The 25,994-nt window shown below is 67.6% G+C and carries 24 protein-coding genes and 2 tRNA genes; 17 read left to right on the plus strand and 9 right to left on the minus strand.

Annotated elements, in window-relative coordinates:
- The first annotated feature begins 147 nt into the window (after positions 1-147).
- Positions 148-2,532 carry an ATP-binding protein gene (locus U9J23_RS08830; RefSeq protein ID WP_272266442.1) on the plus strand — a complete coding sequence of 795 codons (2,385 nt, stop codon included), beginning with the start codon at positions 148-150 and terminating at the stop codon, positions 2,530-2,532.
- A 22-nt stretch (positions 2,533-2,554) separates the two neighbouring features.
- On the opposite strand, the gene U9J23_RS08835 is transcribed toward U9J23_RS08830, so the two are convergent.
- From U9J23_RS08835 to selD, 5 genes are all read right to left on the minus strand, one after another.
- Positions 2,555-3,859 (minus strand): L-lactate MFS transporter, encoded by a 1,305-nt coding sequence (locus U9J23_RS08835; RefSeq protein WP_272266443.1) that lies wholly within the window; start codon positions 3,857-3,859, stop codon positions 2,555-2,557.
- A gap of 33 nt (positions 3,860-3,892) precedes the next feature.
- Complete coding sequence (gene nrfD, locus U9J23_RS08840; protein WP_059383934.1) at positions 3,893-4,912, minus strand: NrfD/PsrC family molybdoenzyme membrane anchor subunit; 1,020 nt, start codon at positions 4,910-4,912, stop codon at positions 3,893-3,895.
- Positions 4,912-5,823, minus strand: a complete 912-nt coding sequence (locus U9J23_RS08845; protein ID WP_059383933.1) for a 4Fe-4S dicluster domain-containing protein — start codon at positions 5,821-5,823, stop codon at positions 4,912-4,914. The genes nrfD and U9J23_RS08845 overlap by 1 nt, the downstream gene beginning before the upstream one ends.
- Complete coding sequence (gene fdh / locus U9J23_RS08850; protein ID WP_226949799.1) at positions 5,820-9,164, minus strand: formate dehydrogenase; 3,345 nt, start codon at positions 9,162-9,164, stop codon at positions 5,820-5,822. Before fdh ends, U9J23_RS08845 begins: the two co-directional genes overlap by 4 nt.
- Before the next feature lie 103 nt (positions 9,165-9,267).
- Positions 9,268-10,290: a selenide, water dikinase SelD gene (gene selD, locus U9J23_RS08855; protein WP_272266444.1), complete on the minus strand. Its 1,023-nt coding sequence runs from the start codon at positions 10,288-10,290 to the stop codon at positions 9,268-9,270.
- 58 nt (positions 10,291-10,348) lie between these two features.
- Between selD and U9J23_RS08860 the strand changes: the two genes are divergently transcribed.
- From U9J23_RS08860 to selB, 3 genes are all read left to right on the plus strand, one after another.
- A tRNA-Sec gene (locus U9J23_RS08860) sits at positions 10,349-10,443 on the plus strand.
- Between the two features lie 32 nt (positions 10,444-10,475).
- On the plus strand, positions 10,476-11,780 hold the full coding sequence (gene selA / locus U9J23_RS08865; RefSeq protein ID WP_230787687.1) for an L-seryl-tRNA(Sec) selenium transferase: 1,305 nt from the start codon (positions 10,476-10,478) through the stop codon (positions 11,778-11,780).
- Entirely contained in the window at positions 11,780-13,522 is a 1,743-nt protein-coding gene (selB, locus tag U9J23_RS08870) for a selenocysteine-specific translation elongation factor (protein ID WP_230787686.1), read from the plus strand. Before selA ends, selB begins: the two co-directional genes overlap by 1 nt.
- A gap of 158 nt (positions 13,523-13,680) precedes the next feature.
- Here selB and gdhA read toward each other — a convergent pair whose 3' ends face one another.
- Positions 13,681-15,024, minus strand: a complete 1,344-nt coding sequence (gdhA, locus tag U9J23_RS08875) for an NADP-specific glutamate dehydrogenase (protein WP_060651241.1) — start codon at positions 15,022-15,024, stop codon at positions 13,681-13,683.
- A gap of 373 nt (positions 15,025-15,397) precedes the next feature.
- On the opposite strand from gdhA, the gene U9J23_RS08880 reads away from it, so the two are divergent.
- The 12 genes from U9J23_RS08880 to U9J23_RS08935 all read left to right on the plus strand — a co-directional run bounded on the left by U9J23_RS08880 (position 15,398) and on the right by U9J23_RS08935 (position 23,115).
- Complete coding sequence (locus U9J23_RS08880) at positions 15,398-16,519, plus strand: tyrosine-type recombinase/integrase (RefSeq protein WP_326602343.1); 1,122 nt, start codon at positions 15,398-15,400, stop codon at positions 16,517-16,519.
- A gap of 814 nt (positions 16,520-17,333) precedes the next feature.
- Complete coding sequence (locus U9J23_RS08885) at positions 17,334-17,540, plus strand: helix-turn-helix domain-containing protein (RefSeq protein ID WP_326602345.1); 207 nt, start codon at positions 17,334-17,336, stop codon at positions 17,538-17,540.
- A gap of 14 nt (positions 17,541-17,554) precedes the next feature.
- Positions 17,555-19,096 carry a hypothetical protein gene (locus tag U9J23_RS08890; RefSeq protein WP_326602347.1) on the plus strand — a complete coding sequence of 514 codons (1,542 nt, stop codon included), beginning with the start codon at positions 17,555-17,557 and terminating at the stop codon, positions 19,094-19,096.
- Between the two features lie 22 nt (positions 19,097-19,118).
- Entirely contained in the window at positions 19,119-19,373 is a 255-nt protein-coding gene (locus U9J23_RS08895) for a hypothetical protein (protein ID WP_326602349.1), read from the plus strand.
- Complete coding sequence (locus U9J23_RS08900; RefSeq protein WP_326602351.1) at positions 19,370-19,666, plus strand: hypothetical protein; 297 nt, start codon at positions 19,370-19,372, stop codon at positions 19,664-19,666. Before U9J23_RS08895 ends, U9J23_RS08900 begins: the two co-directional genes overlap by 4 nt.
- Positions 19,667-19,687: 21 nt before the next feature.
- Entirely contained in the window at positions 19,688-19,930 is a 243-nt protein-coding gene (locus tag U9J23_RS08905; protein ID WP_326602353.1) for a hypothetical protein, read from the plus strand.
- 14 nt (positions 19,931-19,944) lie between these two features.
- Positions 19,945-20,406 carry a hypothetical protein gene (locus U9J23_RS08910; protein ID WP_326602355.1) on the plus strand — a complete coding sequence of 154 codons (462 nt, stop codon included), beginning with the start codon at positions 19,945-19,947 and terminating at the stop codon, positions 20,404-20,406.
- Positions 20,403-20,819 carry a helix-turn-helix domain-containing protein gene (locus U9J23_RS08915; RefSeq protein WP_326602357.1) on the plus strand — a complete coding sequence of 139 codons (417 nt, stop codon included), beginning with the start codon at positions 20,403-20,405 and terminating at the stop codon, positions 20,817-20,819. Before U9J23_RS08910 ends, U9J23_RS08915 begins: the two co-directional genes overlap by 4 nt.
- Positions 20,820-21,051: 232 nt before the next feature.
- A complete protein-coding gene (locus U9J23_RS08920; protein ID WP_326602358.1) occupies positions 21,052-21,384 on the plus strand; it encodes a hypothetical protein in 333 nt (110 codons plus the stop codon).
- Between the two features lie 10 nt (positions 21,385-21,394).
- A complete protein-coding gene (locus U9J23_RS08925) occupies positions 21,395-21,763 on the plus strand; it encodes a capsid cement protein (protein ID WP_326602360.1) in 369 nt (122 codons plus the stop codon).
- An 18-nt stretch (positions 21,764-21,781) separates the two neighbouring features.
- The gene (locus U9J23_RS08930) at positions 21,782-22,654 is read left to right on the plus strand and encodes a major capsid protein (protein ID WP_326602362.1); all 873 of its coding nucleotides are present in this window, start codon (positions 21,782-21,784) and stop codon (positions 22,652-22,654) included.
- A 14-nt stretch (positions 22,655-22,668) separates the two neighbouring features.
- Positions 22,669-23,115, plus strand: a complete 447-nt coding sequence (locus U9J23_RS08935; protein WP_326602364.1) for a hypothetical protein — start codon at positions 22,669-22,671, stop codon at positions 23,113-23,115.
- A 269-nt stretch (positions 23,116-23,384) separates the two neighbouring features.
- Here U9J23_RS08935 and U9J23_RS08940 read toward each other — a convergent pair whose 3' ends face one another.
- Positions 23,385-23,897 (minus strand): hypothetical protein, encoded by a 513-nt coding sequence (locus tag U9J23_RS08940; protein WP_326602366.1) that lies wholly within the window; start codon positions 23,895-23,897, stop codon positions 23,385-23,387.
- A gap of 84 nt (positions 23,898-23,981) precedes the next feature.
- On the opposite strand from U9J23_RS08940, the gene U9J23_RS08945 reads away from it, so the two are divergent.
- Positions 23,982-24,476 carry a hypothetical protein gene (locus U9J23_RS08945; protein WP_326602368.1) on the plus strand — a complete coding sequence of 165 codons (495 nt, stop codon included), beginning with the start codon at positions 23,982-23,984 and terminating at the stop codon, positions 24,474-24,476.
- 660 nt (positions 24,477-25,136) lie between these two features.
- On the opposite strand, the gene U9J23_RS08950 is transcribed toward U9J23_RS08945, so the two are convergent.
- Positions 25,137-25,213, minus strand: a tRNA-Arg gene (locus tag U9J23_RS08950).
- Positions 25,214-25,275: 62 nt separating this feature from the next.
- Positions 25,276-25,932: a DedA family protein gene (locus U9J23_RS08955; protein ID WP_272266445.1), complete on the minus strand. Its 657-nt coding sequence runs from the start codon at positions 25,930-25,932 to the stop codon at positions 25,276-25,278.
- Positions 25,933-25,994: the final 62 nt, after the last annotated feature.

A 25,994-nucleotide genomic window follows, 5' to 3' on the forward strand; every position in this document is an offset into this window, starting at 1 on the left:
CGCTCCGGCGTCGAACCGGAGGTCTGCATCGACGATGACGTGGATCACACACGAGGACGCGGGGTGAATTACCCCATTGGTTACCTGTGTTGGCCGTCACACGACCACCCGGGTATGTTGGGCCCACTATCTCTGAGAAGCGTGACGATGGAATCTGCCCTGCCGGAATCTGCACCACCCCGCACCCCGGGGCCCACCCGTTCGGTGACGACCTTCATCGGTCGCCGTCGCGAGATCGACGAGGCCCGGTCGTGTCTCCAGCGGACCCGGTTGCTGACGATCCTCGGTCCGGGTGGTGTGGGAAAGACCCGGGTGGCGGAGGAACTGGCGGTGCGCACCTCGCGTGCGTTCCGCGATTCGTTCCGCTGGATCGATCTGGCGGTGGTGCGGGATCCGGAGTCCGTTCCCTCGGCTGCAGCGGCCGCTCTGGGGGTGACCGACCAGTCCACCAGGCCTGTGGTGGACAAGATCATCGACCGTCTCCGCGACGAGCACATGCTGATCGTGGTCGACAACTGCGAACACCTGATCGCGACCGTGGCCGATTTCGTCGCTGCCGTCCTCGGTGGCGCGCCAGAGGTGCGGATCCTCGCGACCAGTCGTGAGCCGCTCGCGGTGGCGGGGGAGGCGGAGTACGTGCTTCCCCCGCTGACGACACCGGACGGATCGACGGGGAACCGGGCGGCCGATCTCGGGCGGTTCGAAGCGGTGGGTCTTCTCGTGGAACGGGCCCGGCAGGTGGTCCCGGGCTTCGAGGTGACCGACGGCAATGCCGATGCCGTTGCGCAACTGTGCATCGCGCTCGACGGCGTGCCGCTCGCTCTCGAACTCGCGGCCACCCGGCTGCGTTCGTTGTCTCCGGCGCAACTCGTCGACCGACTCGATCGTCGTTTCGCGCTGCTCACCGGAGGCAGTCGCGTGGCGGTGCCGCGGCAGCAGACGTTGCGTGCGCTGATCGACTGGAGCTACGAACTGTGCTCCGATGCCGAGCGGACGCTGTGGGCGCGATTGTCGGTGTTCACCGGCAGTTTCGACCTCGAAGCCGCGGAGACCGTCTGCGCCGACGACGATCTCCCGAGCGAGCAGGTCATCGACCTGCTCGACAGGTTGATCGCGAAATCACTTGTGGGAGTCGATCGTTCGTCTGCCGTGTTGAGGTACTCGCAACTGGTGACCGTGCGCGAGTACGGTCACGAACTGCTCGACGCCCGCGGGGAGCGCGAGCAGTTGTACCGGCGGCATTGCGAGCACTATCTCGACCGCGCCCGTCGCTGCGCCGAGAGTTGGTACGGGCCGAAGCAATCCGCCCTCCTGTCCTCCATGCGCGCCGACCATGCGGATTTCATGGCAGCGCTCGACCGGTCGATCCGGGACGACGACGAACTCGCCTCGGGGGCGGCGCTCGCCGTCGCGCTGCGCTATCACTGGATCGCGGGCGGCTACCTGTCCACCGGACGGGCCCGGCTCGAACGACTCCTGCAGCGACTTCCGCGCTCGAACAGCGAGCGCGGGAACGTGCTGTGGGTGACCGCGTGGACGGCCCTCATCCAGGGAGACCGCGACGGGGCGGCGGTCCACCTCGACGAGTGTCGTTCGATCGCAGACGAATGCGACGACGTACGGTTGCGGGCCCACTGCGATCACTGGAGTGCCCTGCACGCACTGTTCTGCGGGGCGACGGCCGAGGCGATCGACCTCTACCTCCGTGCGGCCCGGGTCCATCGTGCGCACGGCGACCACGCCGCCCACCTGACCTGCCTGTTCCAGCTGGCCATGGCGCAGACCTACGACGGACGACTCGACGACGCGCTGGAGACGTGCGCTCGTGTCGTCGAGATGGCGGACCAGCACGGTGAGCGGTGGAACAAGGCCTATGCGCTGTGGGTTTCGGGACTCGCGCATTTCCATCTCGGACGCCTCGACTCTGCGGTCGGAGCGGCGAACGGCGCGCTCGCCGTCCAGCGCGATTTCGAGGACAAGATCTGCACGGCGCTGTCGCTCGAACTGCTGGCCTGGTCGGCGGGCGCCGAAGGCGATACGGAGAAGGCAACAAGCCTGTTCGGGGCTGCACGGACGGTGTGGCAACGTCTCGGTACGACGATCGCAGCATTCGGGCCGCACATCGAGCAGGACTCGATCGCAGCGGAGCGTCGTCTCCGGGAAAGGGTGGGGGAGACGGACACCGTCGGCTCTCCTCACCCGCAGTCCGGCATGAGCATCGTCGATCTCGTGGACAGCGCACTGGAGCCGAGGGAGTCCTCGGGAAGGCACGTCTCGCGTGCTCAGGCCTCCGACCGTCGGCACCGCGGTGCGGACGAGCCCGCCTCCCGGACCTCCCCGCTGACGAAGAGGGAACAGGAGATCGCGGGACTCGTCGCCGGAGGCCTGAGCAATCGCGCGATCGCCGACCGGCTCGTGATCTCACGCCGGACCGTCGACGGTCACGTCGAACGGATCCTCGACAAACTCGGCGTGCACTCCCGCACGCAGGTCGTCTCGTGGTTGCATGCCCACGGGGCGCCCGGAGCGTGACCGTGCGGGACGACGCTCCGGCTCAGGACCGGGCCGGGACCGATTCCCGGCGTGCCGCGGGCACCTTCGTGATCACCGTGAGCGCGACGGACACCAGCGCGATGATGCCGATGGTGGTGTAGGCGAGGGTGTAGGCCTTGTCGTCGCCGAGGAGCGTGGACGCGATGATCGGGCCGATGATGCCGCCGATGCTCCACCCGATGAGCATCAGGCCGTAGATGGCGCCGGCGTTGCGGACCCCGAAGAAGTCGCCTGCGGTGGCGGGCATGGTGCCGAATGCGCCGCCGTAGCAGAGGTAGATGATCGCGGCCAGGATCGAGAACAACACCACGCCGGTGGCATGCGGCAGCACGATCAGGCACACGCCCTGCAGCACGAGCAGTGCGGTGAAGGTCTTCATCCGGCCGATACGGTCGGAGATCGCCGCCCACACGATCCGGCCGGCGCCGTTGAAGATCGCGAGCCCGCCCACGAGTGCCGCCGCGCCGGAGGCGCTGAAACCGGCGATGTCGGACGCACTCGGCTTCGCCTGCGAGATCAGGGAGATGCCGGCGGTCACGCACAGGGTGAGGATGGCGGTCAGGAGATACCACTGGGGCGTGCGGAGGGCCTCGCCCTGGGTGTACTCCTTGCCGCGGTCCGCTCCGCCGCCGTTGCGGCCGACGGGGTCGAAACCCGGCACGGTGTACCCCTCGGGCGGGTTGCGGAAGAGTGCCGCACCGGCCAGCGACATCACGAGGTAGGCGATACCCAAGGGCAGGAAGGCGCTCGTGGGGTCGTCCGGATTCCGGTCGATGAGCCACTGCGCGACCGGCGAGGTGAGCACGGCGCCGAACCCGAAACCGCCCACGGCGAGTCCGGTGATGAGACCGGTCTTGTCGGGGAACCACTTCTGCAGCATGGCGATCGGGACGATGTACGCGAAGCCCAGCCCGAAGCCACTGATGATGCCGTATCCGAGGATGAGCAGCCAGTAGTCGTCGGCTCCGTCGGTGAACGAGGCGAGGAGGATGCCGAGCGCGTAGATGATGCCGCCGATCAACGCGACGACCCGGGGACCTTTCAGGTCCTGCAGTCGGCCACCGAGATAGGTGCCGATGAAGATCATGCCGATGGTGACGGTGAACGGCAGTGAGGCCCGGACCGTGCTCAGTTGCCAGGAGTCGGCGCTCTCGAGGGCTCCGCCGAAGACCGACCACGCATAGACCGCGCCGATCGAGAACTGCAGCAACAGACCCCCGGCGACGAGGAGCCAGCGGAAGCTGCCCGGAGGCTGTGCCGTCGGGGCGTCGCCGTGTGGTTCGCGCGTGGGCTTGCCGGAGTCCATGCGTTCTCCTTCGTCCTGCCCGCGAGCCGGATCTCAGCTGCGGTAACGAACGGGTTCCCCGCGATCGACTCGTTCACGCTGGGGAACGACGGTGTACTTGGGATCCTTCGCCGACGCGATGCCGGCCTCGTAGACTCCGACTCGCGTACACAGCGAACCGACCATGAGTGCGGCACCGGACACTGCCGACACCACCCGATTGCGGCGACCGACGAGTGCGCCGAGCGCGCCGGCCACCGTCAATGCCTTACTGGCCTTCATCAGTCGCCCGGGGCGGCCCTGGTGGAGCGTCTCGGCCGACAGGCCCATCGACTTCTCCATCTGCTGCTCGGTCGCGAGTTCGACGAGCGCGCCGCCGACGGCGAAGGCGCGCGCCGGCCCGGCCTCGGCGACCGGTGCGCCCAACAGTCCGAGACCTCCCGATGCGGCGGCCGCGGACCCGCAGAACACGAAGGGAATCTCCTTGTAGGCGGAGTGCCATGCCGGAGTTGCGGTGTCGGACAACAGGACCCCGGTGTAGGCGGCGACCGGCGGTGCCGTCAGCGCACCCACGATCCCGGCGGGCCGTCCGAGGGCGAGCAGCAGGCGCACCGGTCCGCGCTTCCATCGGGCGGGGAGCATCTCGGCAATCTCCGCGACCGCAGCGAGGCCCGCGAACGGACCGTGCAGCGACAGGATCCACGTACCGACCGACATCGGGGAGGTCGGTTTGGCGACCCGCAGCATGTTGAGGAATCGGCTCGGTTTGCCGAGATCGTGGACCAGCGCACCGACACTGACGAGCAGCGATGTGAGCGAGCCGAATCGGGCGACGCGACGGAGGGCGGGCCGCCCCGTGAGATCGGCACCCGCAGCGAGCAGCGAACTGCCCGCGGCCACGCCACCGGTGAACAGATAGATCGCGATGTCGTGTTCCCACGGAGCCGGTTTCACGATCTGGCGCCCGTAATAGGATTCGAAGTCGGCCTCCGGCACCATCACCCGGTCGCCGCCGCGACCACCTCCGGACCGGCGGGAGTTGCCCGGGCTGCCGCCGTGCTGCACCTGTGTCATCAGCGCCTCCTCAGGAACGACGCGGCGGCGCCCGCCAGCATCGCGACCGCTGCCACGGCGGCGCGGGTCCACATCTCCGGCAGATCCTTGGTCGTCACCACCGGATCCGGCGGCAAGCCGTAGACCTCCGGTTCGTCGAGGAGCAGGAAGAAGGCGCCGGTCCCGCCGACCCCGTCCTCGGGATCGTTGCCGTAGAGCCGTGCCTCGCTCACGCCGCGCTCGTGCAGGGCTGCCAGTCGTTCCTCGGCGCGGGCGCGCAGTTCCTCGACGTCGCCGTACTGGATCGACTCCGTGGGGCACGCCTGCGCGCAGGACGGGGTCTGGCCGTCGGTGAGCCGGTCGTAGCAGAGCGTGCACTTCTGGGCGATACCGACCTTCGGGTCGCCCTCCGGACCCTTGCGGCGGTCGATGACGCCGTACGGGCACGCGGCCACGCAGTATCCGCAGCCGTTGCAGATGTCGTCCTGCACGACCACCGTGCCGAACTCGCTGCGGAACAGCGACCCGGTCGGGCACACGTCGAGGCACGCCGCGTGGGTGCAGTGCTTGCACACGTCCGAGGACATCAACCAGCGGAAGTCCGGCTTCTCCTCCTCCGGAAGTTCCGTCGGGGTCGCGCCGACGGTCGGCATCCCCAGCGAGACCGGGGGTTTCGACTCCGCGGGGCGCTCGATGAAGGCGACGTGCCGCCACTGGTTGGCGTTGAGCGAATGACTGTTGTCGTACGAGGTGCCGAGCATCGCGAAGAGGTTCTCGGGGACGTCGTTCCACTCCTTGCAGGCCACCTCGCAGGCCTTGCATCCGATGCACACGCTGGTGTCGGTGAAGAAGCCCTTGCGAGCCGGCGGATCCTCGTACCCGGCATCGGGTGCCGGGTCGATCGGTCCGAAGAAGCTGTTGGGGCCGGTCACTCGTCCTCCTCCGGGGGATGTCGGTCGTCCGAAGCCTCCGGGGCACGTGGGTCGTCCGAGGCCGTATCGCCGTCCGGGACCGTCACGATGGGTGGGTACACGTGATCGGTTACCCCGGCCCGCCGCGCATATCCCTCGACGTACTCCCGCAGTGCCGCTCCGGACGGTCGGCGTCCGGCCCGGACGTCGCACGTACCGACCTTGGTCTCCTGGATGAGCACGTTGGGGTCCAACGTGATTCCGAACAGATCGTTGGTCGAGTCGCCGGTCACCATGCCGCCGCTGCCCCAGTGATAGGGCATCCACACCTGGTGGACGGTCCGTCCCTCCACCTTCAGCGGGCGCAACCGCTCGGTCACCAGCACCCGGCCCTCGATCGCGGAGCGGGCGGTGACGACGTGGCACCAACCCATGTGCTCGAGTCCGCGTTCGGCCGCCAGGGCGGGGGAGACCTCCACGAACATCTCCGGTTGCAGTTCGGCGAGATGTTCGAGATAGCGGCTCATGCCGCCGGCGGTGTGGTGCTCGGTGAGACGGCTCGTCGTGAACACGAAGGGGAACACGTCGATGTGGTCCTCCGGCGGCGCCGGATTCATCGGGTTGTCGTCGCGGCGGTACTCCTTGCGCGTCGGGTTGGCCTGCTGCGCGTAGAGCGGGTTGCGGAAGGGCGACTCCACCGGTTCGTAGTGCGTCGGCATCGGACCGTCGACGAGCCCCTGCGGCACGTAGAGGGCACCCTTGCCGTCGCCCTGCATGATGAACGGGTCGATCCCCTCGAGCGCCTCGACACCGTCGGCGCCTTCGGGGGAGCGATAGCTCGGCGGCTTCGTCTTCTCGAAGTCCGGAACGTCCGCACCCGTCCACTGCTGCGCGTCGTCGTCCCACCACACGTAGGCCTTGCGTTCGCTCCACGGCCGGCCCTCGGGGTCGGCGGAGGCCCGGTTGTAGAGAATGCGGCGGTTCATCGGCCACGCCCAGCCCCACTCGGGAGCCACGAACGACTGCTCGTGCCGGGACTTGCGCCGGTTGGCCTGGTTGACGCCGTCGGCGTAGACCCCGGTGTAGATCCAGCAGCCACCGAGGGTGGAGCCGTCGTTCTTCATCTCGGTGAACGACGAGAGCGGCCGGCGGGTTGCGACGTCGTAGCCGTTGATCTCCATGAGCACCGCGTCGGCACTCGGCTCGTCGTACTCGCCGTGCACGGGGTAGTCCCACGCCAGGTCGAGCAGCGGACGGTCGCGCTCGTCGGTCGACTCGGCCAGACGCTCCCGCATCATGCGGCCGAGGTGGTAGAAGAACCACAGTTCCGAGCGACAGTCCTCCGGCGGCTCGACGGCCTTCTCCCGCCACTGCAGCATCCGCTGGGTCTGCGTGAAGGTGCCTTCCTTCTCGGCGTAGGAGGCCGCCGGGAAGAGGAACACCTCGGTGGCGCACTCCTCGGTCACGATCTCGCCGGTCTCGATCTCCGGTGAGTCCTTCCAGAAGTTGGCGCTCTCGATCTCGAACAGGTCGCGCACCACGAGCCAGTCGAGGTTCGCCATCCCGAGCCGCTGGGCGCGCCCGTGGGCGGAGCCGACGGCCGGGTTCTGCCCGAGGAGGAAGTAGCCCTTGACCTTTCCGTCGATCATGTCGAGCACCGAACGGTAGGTGCCGTGGTCGCCGGTGATCTTCGGCATGTAGTCGAAGCAGTAGTCGTTGTCGGCGGTCGCTGCGTCGCCCCAGTAGGCCTTGAGCAGGTTCACGGCGTAGGCGTCGGCCTTCGACCAGAAACCCTTGCTTCCGGGGTTGCGGACACTGTCGACCCAGTCCGTGAACGAGTGGTGCTTGTTCGCGTCGGGCATCGGCAGGTAGCCGGGCAACAGGTTGAACAGCGTCGGGATGTCGGTCGAGCCCTGGATACTGGCGTGACCGCGCAGCGCCATGATGCCTCCGCCGGGGCGGCCCATGTTGCCGAGCAGCAGCTGCAGGATCGCGCCGGTACGGATGTACTGCACACCGACACTGTGCTGGGTCCAGCCCACGCTGTAGACGAGCGCCGTCGTCCGCTCCCGGCCGGAGTTCTCGGTCCACGCGCGGCAGACGTCGAGGAAGTCCTCCTGCGAGACGCCGCACACCTGCTCGACCATCTCGGGGGTGTAGCGGGCGAAGTGCCGCTTGAGCACCTGGTAGACGCACCGCGGGTGCTGCAGCGTCTCGTCGCGCCTCGGGTGGCTCGCCGTCTGCATGCCGTGCGCCTCGTTCTGCAGGCCCGCGGCCGTCTCCCGATGCTCGGCGTGCTCTTCGGAGCCGTTGGCCTGCGACTTGTGCAGGTCGCCGGATTCGTCCTCCACGTCGTACTGCCAGCTCGTCGGATCGTAGGTCCGCTTCTCGGGGTCGAAGCCCGAGAAGAGCCCGTCGAGATCGTCGGTGTCCTCGAACTTGTCGCTGACGAGCACCGCGGCGTTCGTGTAGTTGACGACGTACTCGCGGAAGTCCAGCTCGTTGCTCAGGATGTAGTTGACGATGCCGCCGAGGAAGGCGATGTCGCTGCCGACCCGGATCGGGACGTGCTTGTCCGCCACCGCGCTGGTACGGGTGAAGCGCGGGTCGATGTGGATGACGCGGGCACCACGCTTCTGGGCCTCCACGACCCACTGGAAGCCCACCGGGTGGGCCTCGGCCATGTTGGAACCCTGGATGATGATGCAGTCAGCGTTCGCCAGGTCGGCTGTGTAGCCGGTGGCACCGCCGCGCCCGAAGCTGGTCCCCAGACCGGGGACGGTGGCGGAGTGTCATATGCGGGCCTGATTCTCGATCTGGACCGCCCCCATCGCTGTGAACAGCTTCTTGATGAGGTAGTTCTCCTCGTTGTCCAGCGTGGCACCGCCGAGACTGGCGATACCCATCGTGCGCCGGACACGGTGGCCCTTGTCGTCGAATTCCTGCCAGGTCTCGCGGCGGGTCTTCAGCACGCGGTCGACGACCATCTCCATGGCCGTGTCGAGATCGAGGTCTTCCCATTCGGTGCCGTAGGGCCGGCGGTAGCGGACCCGGGTCTCGCGTAGCTCGCTGGTGACGAGGTTCTTGCTCGCCGAACCCTTGGGACACAGGCGCCCGCGGTTCACCGGACTGTCGGGATCGCCCTCGATCTGGACGACCTTGTCGTCCTTGACGAAGATCTTCTGTCCGCATCCGACAGCGCAGTAGGGGCACACGCTGCGGGCGACACGATCGGCGGTGGAGGTGCGCGGTTCGATCTCCTCGGTACGACGGGACCGTGCGGCCTTGCCGCGTCCGAGCAGATCCTTCCCGAGGAACTGGCGCAGGACGGGCCAGGGGAGGGACGTGTCCTTCTCCGCCATCTGTGCTCCTTTCCTGCGCTCTCGTTCCGAAGCTACCGTCTACCCCCGCTTCGTGCCGGTTAATCCGGTGCAGGTGTGTCGGCATGTCCGACGATGAACGGGGTCAGCGCACCCGGATCGCGTGTTCGCCCGCGGGAACCACCTCGCCGACGACCGGATGACCGGGCAGCTCACCGACGACCAGCAGACCGCCGGACGTCTGGGCGTCGGCGAGCAGGAGCAGTTCGTCGTCGTCCACCTCGGAGTCGACCGCGTCGCGTACCCAGTCGAGATTGCGCCGGCTCCCGCCGGGGACGAATCCCTCCGCGAGCGACTCCCGCGCCCCGGCGACGTACGGCACGGCCGCGGAGTCGATCACGGCGGTCGTACCGCTGGCCCGCATCATCTTCATCAGGTGCCCGAGCAGACCGAAACCGGTGACGTCGGTGGCGGCTCGGACACCGGCCTCGTGCGCGAGTTGCGCCGCCTCGCGGTTGAGAGTCGTCATCACCGCGACCGCTTCCTCGAAACGCTCGCCGGTGGCCTTGTGCCGGTTGTTCAGGATGCCGAGACCGAGCGGCTTGGTGAGAGTCAGGGGCAGGCCGGGCGTGGCAGCGTCGTTGCGCAGCAGGCGATCCGGATCGCCCAGACCGGTCACGGCCAGCCCGTACTTCGGCTCCCGGTCGTCGATGCTGTGCCCGCCGGCGAGATGAGCACCCGCCTCGGCGCACGCGTCGGCGCCACCGCGCATCACCTCGGCGGCGAGTTCGAACGGGATGAGTTCGCGCGGCCAGCCCAGGAGGTTGACCGCGATGATCGGCGTGCCACCCATCGCGTAGACGTCGGACATGGCGTTGGTGGCGGCGATCCGTCCCCAGTCGTAGGCGTCGTCGACGACCGGGGTGAAGAAGTCGGCCGTCACGATGACGGCCCGGCCGCTCCCATCGGGCGCCGGATCGATCCGGACCGCGGCACCGTCGTCGCCGTTCTCCACGCCCACCAAGAGTTCGCCGGCGGCCCGTCCACCCTGCAAACCGCCGAGCACCCGTTCGAGTTCGCCCGGCGGAACCTTGCATGCGCAACCGCCGCCGGCGGCGTACTGGGTGAGTCGGATGGCGCCCTCGGGAAGGTCGACGTGTGCGGTCATGAACCCAAACATACGGGCGAGTCGTAACCGAGGGCCCGACTTCGGTTAGGGTGAGCGCGGAGGTGGTTCTCGTCTGGTGACGGTCGCGGTCTTCAAAACCGTTGTGGCCCAGTATCTGGGCTGGGCGGGTTCGATTCCCGTCCGCCTCCGCCAAATGTTTTCGTCGACCGTGGGATGGGGAGCGCGTGCCGGATCCGAGACGGGACGTTCCCCGCACCGACCAGGTCCTGGCCGATCCGCGCCTGCGAGAGGCCGTCGACCGGCTCGGCGCCCGACTGGTCAAGCAGACCGTCGTCGCGGCCCAGCAACGGTGCCGCGACGGCGAGATCGCGCCCGATGCCGTCGCCGACGTCGCGGTCGCGTCGCTGCCGCAACAGGCGACCACCCTGCGCCGCGTCGTCAACGCGACCGGCGTGGTGGTGCACACCAATCTCGGTCGCGCCCCGCTGTCCCGAGCGGCGGTCGAGGCCGTGTCCACCGCGGCGGGTGCCACCGACGTCGAACTCGACCTGGCCACCGGCCGGCGCGGACGGCGAGGACGCGGCGCCCTCGAGGCGCTCGCCGAACAGGTACCCGACGCCGGCGGCGTCCACGTCGTCAACAACGGTGCCGCGGCTCTCGCCCTGGTCACCCGGGTGCTCACACGCGGTGGTCGCTCGATCGTGATCGCACGGGGCGAACTGGTCGAGATCGGCGACGGCTTCCGGATCCCGGAACTGCTGGAATCCGTGGGCGCGACGCTGCGTGAGGTCGGCACCACCAACCGCGTGCGCCTGAGCGACTACGCCGCGGCCGTCGACGACGACACCGCCTTCGTCCTCAAGGTGCACCCCTCGAACTTCACCGTCAGCGGCTTCACGTCGTCGGTGTCGGTCCGGGAACTCACCGGGCTCGGACCGCCCGTCGTGGTCGACATCGGATCCGGTCTGCTCGCGCCGCATCCGCGGTTGCCGAACGAACCCGACGCCACCACCGCGCTGCGTGCCGGCGCCGACCTGGTGACCGCCTCGGGCGACAAGCTCCTCGGCGGCCCGCAGGCCGGCCTGCTACTCGGGCGGGCCGAACTCGTGGAACTCCTGCGGCGCGACCCGTTCGCGCGGGCGCTGCGCGTCGACAAGCTCACCCTGGCCGCTCTCGAAGCGACCCTGACGGGACCGATGCCACCCGTGGCGGCGGCGCTGGCCTCCCGCCCGGAGGATCTCCACGCCCGCGCACAGGCGATCTGCGTGGCATTGCCACCGGAGTGCGACCCCGAGGTGGTCGACTCCGACGGCGTCGTCGGGGGCGGCGGCGCCCCGGACGTCGTCCTGCCGAGCGTCGCGATCGCCCTGCCCGAACACCTCGCACTCCCGTTGCGGCTCGGTGAGCACCCCGTCGTCGGCCGCGTCGAACGCGGCCGGTTGCTGCTCGACCTGCTCGCGGTCGACCCCGCCGAGGACGGCGAGTTGATCGACGCCGTGACGCGCGTGGCTACTCGCGAAGGATCCTGATGCACGTCGTCGCGACCGCCGGTCACGTCGATCACGGCAAGTCGACGCTGGTCGAGGCGCTCACCGGTGCAAATCCGGACCGGCTCGCCGAGGAACGGCGACGAGGACTGACCATCGAGCTCGGCTACTGCTGGACGTCCTGGTCCGAGGTGGGGGAGGTCGCCTTCGTCGACGTCCCCGGACACGAGCGATTCCTCACGACGATGCTCTCCGGAGTGGGATCGGTCCCCGCCGCGCTGTTCGTGGTGGCCGCCGACGATCCGTGGATGCCGCAGGCGGCCGAACACCTCGCAGCGCTCGACGCGCTCGGCGTTCGTCACGCGGTCGTCGCCGTCACCCGCGCCGATCTCGCCGATCCGGGACCCGCGGCCGCGCGGGCCGCGGCGGAGGTCGCCCGTACGAGTCTGGCGGGGGCTCCCGTCGTCGCCGTGAGTGGGCGGACCGGGATGGGCCTCGACGATCTCCGGGGCGCCCTGACGAGGATGGTCGCCTCGCTTCCGGACCCCGATCCGCAGGCCGACGTCCGGCTCTGGGTGGACCGCCGGTTCACCGTGCGTGGATCCGGAACCGTCGTCACCGGAACGCTTCCCGCGGGCACGGTGCGCGTGGGGGACACCCTCGCGCTCGGGGACACACCGCTGCGGGTTCGCAGCCTGCAGGCACTCGGTCGCGACCGGACCGCGGTGAGTGGCGTGGCCCGGGTCGCCCTCAATCTCACCGGCCGGGTCGACGACCTGGGACGGGGCGGTGTGCTCGTAACGCCCGGCGCGTGGCACCACACCTCCGTCGTCGACGTGCGGATCAGCGGCGACGACCGGCCGCCCGTCGCTCCGGTGCTGCACATCGGTGCCGCGGACGTCGGTGTCCGGTGCCGTCCGCTGGGCGACGATCTCGTCCGGCTCACCCTCGACCGCCCGTTGCCCCTGCGGATCGGCGACCGCGCCCTGCTGCGCGACCCGGGCCGCCGGATGATCTGGCGGGCCGACGTTCTCGATCCCGATCCACCCCGATTCCGGCGTCGCGGCGCGGCGGCACGCCGCGCGTTGCAACTGGCGGGGGCCGACGGGACGCCGCGCCTGGCCGACGAACTCGCCCGCCGCGGACTCCTGCATCGGCAACGGTTGCGACAGTTGGGCATCCCGCTCGAACGGGGAGAGCACCTGACGGTCGGGCCGTGGCTCGTCGCACCCGGCCTCGCGAAGGCTGTCGCCGACCGGCTGCCCACACTCGTGCAGGCCCACACCCGCGCCCACCCACTGGATCCGGCGGCCCCGTTGACGGTGCTGGCGTCGCAGCTTCGTCTTCCCACGCCCGACCTCGTCCGGGCGCTGGTGCGACCTCCGCTCGAAGTGGTCGGGGGACGGGTGATCGCTCCCGGTGCCGACGGTCTACCGCCGAAGATCCGCAAGGCCGTCGAGCAGGTGCGCCGCGATCTGTCGGCCGCTCCGTTCGCGGCTCCGACCGCCGATCGCCTGCGCGAGCTCGGCCTCGACGACCGGGCCCTCGGCGCGGCCGAACGCAGCGGACGGTTGTGGCGGGCGGGCCCGGGCATCGTCCTGCTCCCCGACGCCGCCGACACGGCCGTGGAGCTGCTGGGCGAATTGGACCAGCCGTTCACGACCAGTGCCGCGCGCGAGCGGCTGGGAACGACACGGCGGGTGGTCCTGCCGTTGCTCGACCGGCTCGACAAGGCGGGTCGCACACGCCGGCTCCCCGACGACCGCCGCGAGATCGTCCGCTAGAGCAGCCGTCCCCGCCCTTTCCGAGGGGAGGATTCTTCACCCGAACACGAAGTGCGGGTACCGAACTCGTCGGTACCCGCACTTCGCATGAAGAATCGGTCGTCAGATGACGCCCGGTGCGAACACAGCGTCAGATGACGCCCGGTGCGAACGCAGCGTCAGATGACGCCCAGCGCGAACATGGCGTCGGCGACCTTCACGAAGCCGGCGATGTTGGCGCCGTGGACGTAGTCGCCCGGCTTGCCGTACTCGGCGGCGGTCTCGACGCACCGGCCGTGGATGTCGGCCATGATGCCGGCGAGGCGCTCGTCGGTGTAGTCGAAGTGCCACGAGTCGCGCGAGGCGTTCTGCTGCATCTCCAGCGCGGAGGTCGCCACGCCACCGGCGTTGGCGGCCTTACCGGGCGCGAAGGCGACTCCGGCGTCGCGGAAGACGCTGATGCCGCCCGGGGTGGTGGGCATGTTGGCGCCCTCGGCGACGATCTTCACGCCGTTGTTGACGAGGGTCTTGGCCGACTCCTCGTCGAGCTCGTTCTGCGTGGCGCACGGCAGTGCGACGTCGCAGGGCACGTTCCAGATGTTACCGCCGGGGAAGAACTCGGCGTCGCCGCGCTCGTCGACGTACTCGGAGATGCGTCCGCGGCGGACCTCCTTGATCTCCTTGAGGAGAGCGACGTCGAGGCCCTTGCGGTCGACGATGTAGCCGGAGGAGTCGGAGCACGCGATCGCGGTGCCGCCGAGCTGGTGGATCTTCTCGATGGCGTAGATCGCGACGTTGCCCGAACCCGAGACGACGGCGGTGCGGCCCTCGAGCGAGGTGCCGGCGGTCTTGGCCATCTCGTTGACGAAGTAGGCCGCGCCGTAACCGGTGGCCTCCTTGCGCACCTGCGAACCGCCCCAGGTGAGGCCCTTGCCGGTGAGGACGCCGGACTCGTAGGAGTTGGTGAGGCGCTTGTACTGGCCGAACAGGTAGCCGATCTCGCGGCCGCCGACGCCGATGTCACCGGCCGGGACGTCGGTGTACTCACCGATGTGGCGGTGCAGCTCGGTCATGAACGACTGGCAGAAGCGCATGATCTCCTGCTCGGAGCGACCCTTGGGGTCGAAGTCCGAGCCGCCCTTGCCGCCGCCGATGGGCAGGCCGGTGAGGGCGTTCTTGAAGATCTGCTCGAAGCCGAGGAACTTGACGATGCCGAGGTTGACGCTCGGGTGGAAGCGCAGGCCACCCTTGTAGGGGCCGAGAACGCTGTTGTACTGCACGCGGAAGCCACGGTTGACGTGGACGTTGCCCTGATCATCGATCCACGGCACGCGGAAGATGATCTGTCGCTCCGGCTCGCACAGGCGCTCGATCAGGCCGGATTCGAAGTATCCGGGGTGACGCTCGAGCACGACATGCAGAGACTCGAACACTTCGGCCGCAGCCTGGTGGAATTCGGGTTCACCTGCGTTGCGGGCCTTGACCTGCTCGTAGATCTCTTCGATGCGGTCCGATGTCGACACGCCCACCTACCTGACTCTGTGAGGATTCTGTAACAAGGGTTTTACGACGAAAACTATAGGGTGTGGCCCTTAGCATGTGTTAGCCCGCCTCCAAGGTGGGATGAGAAACACACGGTCCGAACGGCCTGTCCGTCGGGTGGATTGCCCGGTTCATCGGTACGATGTGCGACCCCGCGGCGGGCACTGCGCCGACGGTCGGAGGTGCCCCCGGCAGGACTCGAACCTGCCTCGGGATCGCTGTAGATCTTCCGTTTACCAGGGCCGATAGCGCCTTTGCCCTGGTGACCGGCAACTCTATCGGGTGACTGACGTGGACACAACCGAACACCCGATTACTCTCAGACTGCACGAATGCTGCACGAGAGGGGTCGACGTGGCCGGGAAACGTCGCGGGTGGGGTCAGATTCGGAGGCTGCCCTCGGGCCGCTGGCAGGCGAGTTACGTCGGTCCCGACGGTGTGAGATATACCGCGCCGCGTACTTTTTCGGCCGAGGACGACGCCGTTGCGTGGCTTGCCACCGAACGCCGCCACATCGATCTCGGGGTGTGGACCGCGCCGGGCGCCGAGCCGGACGCCGCCGACGAGGCCGCGCCGCTGACCTTTCATGCGTACGCCGAACAGTGGTTGGCAGAACGCAAGCTCAAACCGCGCACACGCAGCGGATACGCCGATCTGCTGAGGCTGCACATTTACCCGGTGCTCGGTGACGCCGAGCTGACCGCGATCACGCCGGCAACCGTCCGCAGCTGGCATTCGGGTCTGGGTACCTCGACACCGACGCGCAACGCGCACGCCTACGGTCTGTTGCACGCGATCATGGCCACCGCCTACGACGACGAGCTGATCCCGGCGAACCCGTGCCGGATCCGCGGCGCATCGACGACCAAGCGCGCCGGGACGATCACGCTGCTGACCCCGGCCGAGGTCGACAAGCTGGCCGCCGCCATGCCCGAACGGTTGCGGTGCTCGGTCCTGCTGGCCGCGTGGTGCGGTCTGCGGTGGGGTGAGACCAGCGAACTGCGCCGTAAGGATGTCTCCACAGACCGGACCGTCCTGCACGTCCGCAGGGCCGTGGTCTACCGAGGTGGCAAATTCATCGTGTCGACGCCCAAGACGGTGGCGGGACGCCGAGACGTGGCCATTCCGCCGCACATCGTCACCGCCCTCGAGGCTCACCTCGACACCTACGTCGACCGTGGGAAAGAGTCGCTGTTGTTCCCGGCCGCCAAGGGTGGCCACATGGGCGACTACGAATACCGGAAGGTGTTCAAGCCCGCCGCCGCCGAGATCGGTCGCGACACGCTGCGGGTCCACGATCTACGGCACGTGGGGGCGGTGCTCGCCGCGCAGGCAGGTGCGACCACCGCCGAGCTGATGAACCGTCTAGGCCATACGTCGCCCGCTATGTCGTTGAAGTATCAACATGTCGCAGCCGGACGGGACGCCCACATTGCCGCCCGTCTGTCGCAGCTCGTCGGGGGCACCGAGGGCTGATCGATTTCGCGAAAAATATGCTCTGACCTGCACGGGAACAGTGGGAACGGTTCTAGGGCATTTTCGACTGTTCTCGCAGCCTCTACGCAGCTCCATCGTTCCCCAACCGTTCCCGGCCATTTGCCCTGGTCAGGTGGCATTTACAACGAACCGTTCCCAACCGTTCCCCTCCGTTCCCGGAACGGTCCGAACTGAATCGTTCCCCGTTCCCCCGCCTATATAAGCGGGGAACGGGGAACGGTTCGGGGAATGGTCGGTGTCAGTGGTCGGTGTCAGACTGCAAGGTCCACCCTCGGCGGTCACCGTCGAGGGAGCTGTGTAGACGATCCCCGCCCACCGTTGGGAGCGGTGTGATCGGTGGCCGTGGACGCCGGCAACCATCGGTGTCGATTCTCGGGGCTGTGTGGCCCGTAGGCGGTCGAGAACGCCGCCACCTATCGGAGTCTGTCCGAGGCCGTGTCGACGCCCCTACGGGCCGTAGGGGGGCGGGGAAATCGACCTCACCCCTACGTAAGTGATCCATATCACAAATATTCGTTATCCCTGCAGGTCAAAGACTTACGTAATTCTCCCCGCCACCCCGTGGGTTGATATGCGCAATCGTGCATATATTGCTCCGGGTCGAACCCGCAAACTGCCGCCTGAATGGTCAGAAACATCTCTTGACCTGCAAAACACCTCACGAGGTGTATTGTGCCGCAACGCGTTTCACGTTCATGTGAGAGCGCGCCAAGAGCGTCTACGAAGAAAACCCGATTTCGCAGACTTGTCCACGAAGGGCCGAGAAGTCCGGCTCCGAGGAGGACGAGAACCGATGACCAGGAAAACCGCACCCGCCCGCCGCATGGTCGGACTGACCGAAGCGGCCGAGCATTTCGGGGTTTGCACCAAGACGCTGCGGCGTCGTATCGCCGATGGATCGTTGAAGGCGTACCGGTTGGGCGGCAAGGCGATTCGCGTGGATCTCAACGAGGCCGAGACTGCACTACTGCGCCCGATGGCCGCAGCGGGGGATCGCTGAACGTGACCCCTCACATGAGCGTGGCCGCCAGCGCTGCACACGCTGACGGCCACCGAAACACAACAATTCTCGGCGTTGATACTAGCCCGCCGTCTGTCGACTGGGAAGACGACCACGATGACGAACCGCCGTTCGATCCCGACACTGATCCGTGGCAGATCATTGCCGAGTATTCGCCGCAGCCTCGACCCGTCCTCGACGCGATCCGTGAGCGCCTCGAGAACCAAGGTGGGCGCCTCGACGGTGTCCCGCGTGAGGTTCTCGAGGCCCTGGCCGTGGACATCCCCGCGTCACTGGCGGTGCACCTGCCCGACGATCACCTGATTCTCGAATGTCGGGAAGCTCTGCGGGTCCTCGACGTGGCCGAGGCACGCAAGGCCGATCACCTCGCACGACTGCGGGCCGAGGCCGAGGTCGCGGCCGAGCTGAAAGCCAAGGTGGCCGCCGAGGAGGCCGCCGCAGCCGCCACCGCAGAGTCGTCGTGGGATCCGGTCGACCTGACCCCGATCCTCGCAGACATCGCCGCAGGGACGATCACACTGCCCGAGGCCACGATCATGCCCCGCGCAGACGGGCTGTGCCTGCTGTACCCGGGTCTCGTGCACTCGTTCCACGGTGAGAGTGAGTCGGGCAAGTCGCTGCTGATGCAGAGCGCCAGCGCCGTCGAGATCAGTGACGGTCATGACGTGCTGTACCTCGACTACGAATCCGATCAGCTCTCGGTGGTGCAGCGAATCGCACAGCTCGGTGCGCCTGTCGACATGATCGCCCGCCACCTGACCTACGTCCGGCCCGGGGAAGCGATCAACGGGGCGGTGAGCCGTGGGCGGTGGGAACGGTTGCTCTCCCGCCGCTACTCGTTGGCCATCCTCGACGGCGTGACCGACGCCCTCGCGACGTTCGGCTATTCGTCCATCGACAACGACGACGTGACCAAGTGGACGCGCGACGTTCCCAAACACATCGCCGATGTCACCGGGGCGGCCGTGGCGCTGATCGACCACGTCTCCAAGGACACGGGCGGCCGGGGACGGTTCGCGATCGGCGGCTCGGCCAAGATGAACGGTCTGACCGGTGCCGCGTACATCGTCGAGGTCGAGGAACCTCTCGGCCGAGGCCGGCGGGGTGTCCTGACCGTGCGGATCGGCAAGGATCGGCCCGGCGGTGTCCGTGGTCGATTGCCCGCCAGCAAGCCTCGGCACGACCGCACCGAACCCGTTGCCACGGTCGTGGTCGATTCGACGGCCGGGGACGGAATCCACGTCGAGCTGCAGGTGCCTACCGACCTCGCACCGTCCGGCGTGGTGAAGAACGACGCCGCCGCTCTCGCCCGTGCAGCGGAGTACATCACCGAGCACCCGGGTCTGGCCAAGACGGTTACGGCCAAGACGATGGGCGGAAAGTACTCGGCCAGTCTCGCAGCTATCGAAACGCTGATCATCCACGGATACGTGGCCGACGACGGGCGGGGTAAGGGTCTGCGGATCGTCAAGCCGTACAAGCCTGCTGACGATGTGTACGCGATGCACACGCACCTCGACATTCCCAATTCCTAAGTCTGACAGGGGAACAACTCTCATGACCTATCGCAGCCAGATCGACAGATGGCACGACGAACCGATCGAGTTCGCTCACAGCCTGCTCACCATTTACCGCCAGGGGCTGACCGTGGCCGAGCTACAGCGCCGTGTCGGGTGGCGGTTCAACGATCGGCACCGCCGTGACGAATGCATGGCCGAGATCGAGCGCCTGATCCAAATCGGCCAGCTCGAGTGCGTGCAGGTGGACCGGTCCCGCCTCGTCCGCATCGCCACTGTTGGGGGTGCCGAGTGACCATCAGCCACGCCGCCGCAATGCGCAGCGCCGCCCGTCTACTGCTCAACGACCACCAGGCCCGCACCGCCGAGGACCCGGACCTCTACGTTTTCAACGTCGAGCGCCTGATCAGCGGGGCCGCTGCTGCCGGTGACCTCGAGCAGATCGTTTACGGGCTGCTGGACGTGCTCGCTGACGCCGACACCGAGACCGCCCACTACCGCCTCGCGCACCGCGCCCACTTGGTTGCCTACGCCGACGGTGCCGATCTCGCCGCCGAGGCACTGGGACAACGCCGCACCGAATCCTGACACCTCACAGGGAGACGACCCGTGACCACTCTCATCGCATCACCCCGAAATCCTTCGCTGGCCGCCCTCGAGGCCGCTGTGACCGCCGCTCTCGACATTGCCGGTGTCTGCCCGCGCTGCACGTTCGACGCCGTCGTCGTGCCCCTGGCGCTGCGCACCGTGGGCGTTGCCCCGGCCGAGCGTGACGCCGCCCTCGACCGCTGGCGGGAACGGGTCGGTGGCCACGCCGGCCACGGCCGCCGCTTCGCTACTACTTCCCGATAGGAGACCTACCCACCATGACCACAAATTCGACGACCGGGCTTGCCCTCCGCGTTGCCATCCATGCCGCCCTGCTCGACCTCGACCGCCCGGCCACGATCGAGGAGCTTCACGGGATCCTGACCGATCAGGGGCACCGTGTGGGCGGCCGGACGGTCGAGGACGCGATTGTGAGACTGTCCTCTGACGGGGAGATCCACCGCATCACCGACGACGGCCGCACCGTCCTGGCGTCACTGACCCCGATCGACGCAGCCGCCACGGTCCGTGACCAGATCACCGAGGTGGCCACGGCCGCCGCAGATCAGGCAATCGAGTCGTTGAGCGTTGACGAGAGTTGGTCGTGCCGCCACCGTGCAGCCCTGATCGAGCAGGTCGGCGACAGTGTCGAGGCCGCCGTGGGCGACTGGGTCAACCGCAACACGGTGATGATCGCCAAACTCATCGCGGACAAGTACGCCGAGGCGGTGAACGGATGACCGCCCGGGCCGTGACCACGGTGCAGCTCGACGCCGCCGACGCCGCGCTGATCGTTCGACTGATCGACGCGCACGCCGACGCGATCCGCCCGACCGGCCGCCAACTCGGTCGGTCGGTGGTCCGTCTACGGGCCGAATTGGAGCGGGCTAGCGTCCGCGTCAACGCCCGAGGGGCAAACGTCAACGCGAACGTCAGTGGCACCGATCGGGAACAACCGCTTGGCCACGCTGAGGTCCATGCGTTTATTGATTCCGCCCAAGCTGCGGCCGTGCTCGGGATCAGCCCGGGCGGGGTTCGCTATCGCGCTCGAAACGGTCAGATTGCAAGCCGCAAGGCCGGAGGTCGTTGGGTCTACAGCTTGGCTGATACAGAGAGAATTGCAGCCGAGCGCGCCCGCCGACTGCGCCGCTAGCCCGGACCGGGGACGGTGACCAATGCCCCTGGTCACTGTTTCCGACGTAGAGCTTATCCACACCGGCACGTGGGAAATCAGCACCGGCACATGGGAAGTCACGACGGAAACGCTCGAGTCCGCAGTGGCCGCCCATGCTGCCGGTGTTGTTCGTCGTCCACCGCTCCGACTCGGTCATGACGATCCCCGGTTCGACGGTCAGCCGGCGGTGGGGTACCTCGACAATCTCCGCGTGACCGACAACGGTCAGACCCTCGTCGGGGACTACGTCGGCGTTCCGCAATGGCTGGCCGAGATCCTGGCCACTGCGTACCCCACGAGGTCGGTTGAGGGTGTCCACGATGTCGTGGCCGTGGACGGCACCCGCTACCCGTTCGTCCTCACCGCGTGCGCACTGCTCGGTGTCACGGATCCCGGAATCTCCACCCTGGCCGACATCCCGGCCTATTTCGGCGTGGCCGCTAAGGCCGTCGCCGTCACTGTCTCCGCAACAACGGAAACGCCCACGGCGATGGCCGTGGCGCTCGCATCGGCACGGCGTGCTCGTCGTGCTCGAGGGAAGTAGGTAACGCACCATGCCCAAGAACATTCAGGTCTACTCGCCTGGCCAGGCAATCACCGTCGAGGCAACCGGCGCCGTCGCACAGTCGACGTTCGTGGCCGTGTCCGGTAACCGCACCGCCGGCGGGAACATCGCAGGCGCAACGGCCGGGGCCGGTGTGCGTTCTCTCGGTGTCGCAGCTGCCGACGCCAAGGCCGGTCAGGTCGTCGCCGTCCACCGTGCCGGTGTCGTGCGTGTCGTGGCCGGTGCCGCGATCGCAGCCGGGGCAGAGGTCGAGGTCGGGGCCGCCGGGAAGGCGGTGACGCTCGCAGCCGGTAAGGCCGTGGGTCTGGCCGTCACCGGTGCCGCGTCCGGTGCCCACGCCGAAATCGCTCTGTACTGATCAGGAGAACTAGAAACCATGAACGCACTTCTTCCGCAGCTCACCGGCCGCGCTCTGACCGTGGACGCCGCCCTGTCGCAGCCGACGATCATTCGTGACCGGATCGCTCGCCTGGCCGATTCTCAGATGGTCATGAGTCGGTTCTTTTCCAGCCTCGGCAAGCAGGTCGAGGGCGGCGGGATCCTCTACTCGGTGGCCAAGTCGTCCGACCTCTACGCGACCGGTGTTGAGCGCCGCAGCCCGGGCGCTGAGTACCCCGTCGTCGAGGGCGTCGACCGTGAACCCAAGCTGGCCGTGGTCGAGGACTTCGGCGGCAAGTTCCAGATTTTCGACGAGCAGACCAAGCGCAACGATGTGAGCTACCTCGACGGCCAGGTCAATCAGCTGGCCAATACGGTCACCGCCAAGGTTGACGCCGCCGCCATGGCCGCTGTGGCCGCCGCCGACATCGATTCGATCGTGGCCACCGCAGCGTGGGACGAGACGGTTCTCGACGGATCCGCCCCGACGGCCCCGGCCGAGCGTCCGACCGGCACGCTGGCGCAGGTCCTCGAGGTATTCGAGACCGACGCCATGGGAATCGTGCCGGATACCCTGCTCGTCGCTCCGCAGGAAGCCCGGGTGCTGCGCACCCTGTACGGCCGGGACCTCGGTGCTGTGCTCGACTCGTTCGGGCTGACGCTGGTCTCGAATGCACGCCTCGAGGCAGGAGCGGCGTACGTCCTGCGTGTCGGTGAGGTCGGCACCGTCGGGTTCGAAGAGCCGTTGCGCACCGAGGTGTACGACGACCGCTCGACCCGGTCCAAGTGGGTGCAGACGTTCTGCGTGCCTGCGTTCGCCGTCGAGAAGCCGTACGCGGCCAAGAAGCTGACCGCGCTGGCATCGGTCTGAGGGGAGATAGAACCATGGCACTGACATTCAACGATGACCAGACCGCACGCCTGCTCGACGTGCTCGGCCTCTCCGCCGACACGGCCGACGTGGCCGTGATCCTCGCAGCGATCTCCGACCTGGCGGTGGCAGAGAACGCCGTCGCTGCCAAGGCTGCGGGTACCGGGCTGACCCTGATCGACGGCGAACAGCTCGCCGCCCTCGAGGCCGCAGCGGAGGAAGGTCGCACGATCGCCGCCGCCGCAGCACAGGCCAAGGTCGAGGGGATCGTCACCGACGCGATCAAGGCCGGCAAGCTTCCCCCGGCCCGCAAGGATCACTGGGTCAAGCTGATCACCGCCGACGAGTCGATGGCCGATGTCCTGGCCAGCGCACCGGCAGTGATCCCCGTGACCGAGATCGGACACAGCCACGGCGCCGACGCTGACATCGACGCGAACACTCCCGAGTGGTTCCGCTGACCTGACATCGCAGGACCCGCAACGACGAACGGCCCCCGGCAACCGGGGGCCGTTCTCGTGTCGGTGGCAGGGGAGACGAGGGGCCGCCACCGCCATCGAGGCTACAGAGGACCGTCGTCCCCGCCCTGACCTGCGGATATGGGCACCGCCCCGCCATTTCCCCTGGTCGGCTGACCGGGGCCGTCAGCCCCTCGTAAAAATACGGACAGTAGGCACCGTGGGAGGAGCTGTCCGTGCCCCCCGCCCCAGCAAATGCGCAGGTCAGAGAGCTAACCGGCAATGGTCGACGGGACCTGCAAGGCTAGACCGACAACCGCAAGGATTAGACCCCATCCCGCGAGGCGCAGATCGGTGACGATCTCTACTCGCCCCTGAGACTGTGCTTGTTCGAAAGTGGACAGGATCTCCTGCCGTTGAGCTGCCACGCGCGTGTTGACTTCACGCAGCGCGTCACCGGTCGAATGGACGTGATCTTGGAGGTTCCTCGCGGCGTCGGTCACCGCCTCCTCCAATGCGCGCAATCGATCCTCGACAGGGTCGGATTCCCTGAACCCGCGCACTGCCACCACCCTGACGGCTGCGTCTGCCGTCATTGCCGCGTCGTGTGCCTCGACCTGGACGGGTCGCCGTCGTCCGACCAAGTTCCGTACCCACTGGGGGAAGAATCGATCCCATCCTCGGGCATGTTCTCGCCATTTGGATCTGACACCGAGGGCCGCCAGGGCGAAGCCCGCAACCTCGATGAATATGCCAGCGATAGCCATGGCTGTCAGCGTGTCCACAAGATCAGGTTAGGCGGGTAGGTGTCCGTTCCTCGATCGGAGGGGTACGCGGGTGCTGTCCGTCGGAGGTGCCAGAATCGCGATGTGACTCACATCGAGAATTACGACGAACAGATTTCCCGGCTTGTTGATCAGTTCAAGGTCAACGAGGAGCGGCTGAAGTCGCTGCTGCGCAAGACGAGTGTGGATACTCGGCGGCTCGACCTCGAGGAACTCGCCAGGGATGCACAGAGGTACCTCGTCAACATCGCAGATGCTTTGGACGAGCTGGACGCCCCTCTCGGCCGTATCGACGAGGGCAACGACGGGATCTCGGCGGCGATGCGGTTGCGCGAACTGTTGGATCCGCACAACGATGCTCACCGCCGATTGCCCGACGCTGCAATGACGATCGACGGCCGCCCGGCGCGTGTGGGAAGGCATGAGCAGGGTGATCAGAATGACGTAGAGCTGTACGTGGGCGAACCCCGCGAACTGTCGGTTGCTCTCACTCCGCAGAATGCCCGCAGGCTCGCAGTTGACCTGTATCGGGTCGCCGACGCGCTCGATGGTGAGTACCCGAACCGTCCGCCGCGCTGATCTTCCCAGTAGATACGACAGTGCCCACGCCTCCCGTGACCAAACGGAGCAACGTGGGCACTGTCGTCATGACTCTCGAGCATCACATCGAGTACGTATCTCAGTGTAGCGATGGTGCGTTCCTCGACCTGATGAATCGGAACGGGCTACCGCCCGTGCTGCCCTCGACCGAGCGGAGCACCCAAGGGTGCCGGTGTCGATACCCCTCCCCGGAGCTCCCACGAACCATGCCCCGTTATCGCGTCACGGCCAACACCTCTGGCCACGTCCCGAACGGGTACGTGGCTGTGTCGGACCCTCACAGCGTCTGGCCAGACACCGCAGTGAGAGCGCCCGCCCCGGTTGGCGGGATTGAGAACACCGGCCCACATTGGTTAGCGTCGGACGTGGGGAGAGAACGACGACGAGGACCACACCGCCCGTGATGGGGGGTGTGGCCCTGACCTAGTGGTGCTCGGTGTGGGGAATGGACGCCGCGCGCCCTACGATGGCAAGACGGTTCATCGGACTGCTTTCCGTTGGGCCGAGGCCCTGGAATCGGGAGGGAAGCCCGATCCGGGGCCGCTTTCGTTTCAGCGACCCTGAGACGGTCCGAACTGCACGTGAACTGCACGCCGTGCGTCCGTTGAGCCTGGAAAACGCTGTGACCAGCGTGTTCCTTGGTGCCCCCGGCAGGACTCGAACCTGCGACCTAGAGATTAGAAGGCTCTTGCTCTATCCATCTGAGCTACGGAGGCGCGGCCAGAATCTTAGCGGGTGCTTCCTGTGGTCGCCGCACACACCCTCGTACCCGCCGGGATCAGCGCTCGAGCGTGCTGCCGCGTTCGTCGTCGGGGCTCGATTCGCCCCGGGGAATGTCCACTCGACCGGTCTTGAACCGCTGGATGAGATGGTCGATTCCGACACCCAGGACCACTGCGACGCAGATGGCGACCGCGGCGCCGAACAGGGGCTGCGATTCGAACCAGCCGCCGACGAGACGCCCCACGAACGCCGAGTACAGCGCCCAGGTCGTACCGCCGAGAATCGTGAGCGGCACGAACTTCTGTCGCGGGTAGCGGGTCGCTCCGGCCGTCATGTTCACGGCGATCCGACCGATCGGGATGTATCGCGCCGTGAGGATCACTGCGGCGCCGCGCTTGTCGAGTCCGCGCCGCGCCCACGCGAAGGCGGCCTGCGCCTTCGGGCGGCGCATCCATCGGAACCGTTCGGTGCCGACCTTCCGTCCGATCGCGTAGGCGCTGTTGTCGCCGATGATCGCGCCGAGCGCCGCCAGCACGATGACGATCCACAGATAGGGACGTCCCGTCGAACCCGAGAGGGACGACAGGGTGACCAGGACGGTCTCGCTGGGCACCGGTGGGAAGAAGCCGTCGAGCGTGCACACGGCGAAGAGCAACGGGTAGACCCACAGGGCTGCGGCCTGGCCGATGATGAATTCGTTGATCACGTCCATGGATATGCGTGGTGCTCCCGTCGCGTCGGCCGGTCGGCTCCTTCCACGCTATCCGCTCGCGC

The sequence above is a fragment of the Rhodococcus sp. PD04 genome, from assembly GCF_035918275.1.
GTDB classification, from domain to species: domain Bacteria; phylum Actinomycetota; class Actinomycetes; order Mycobacteriales; family Mycobacteriaceae; genus Rhodococcus; species Rhodococcus rhodochrous.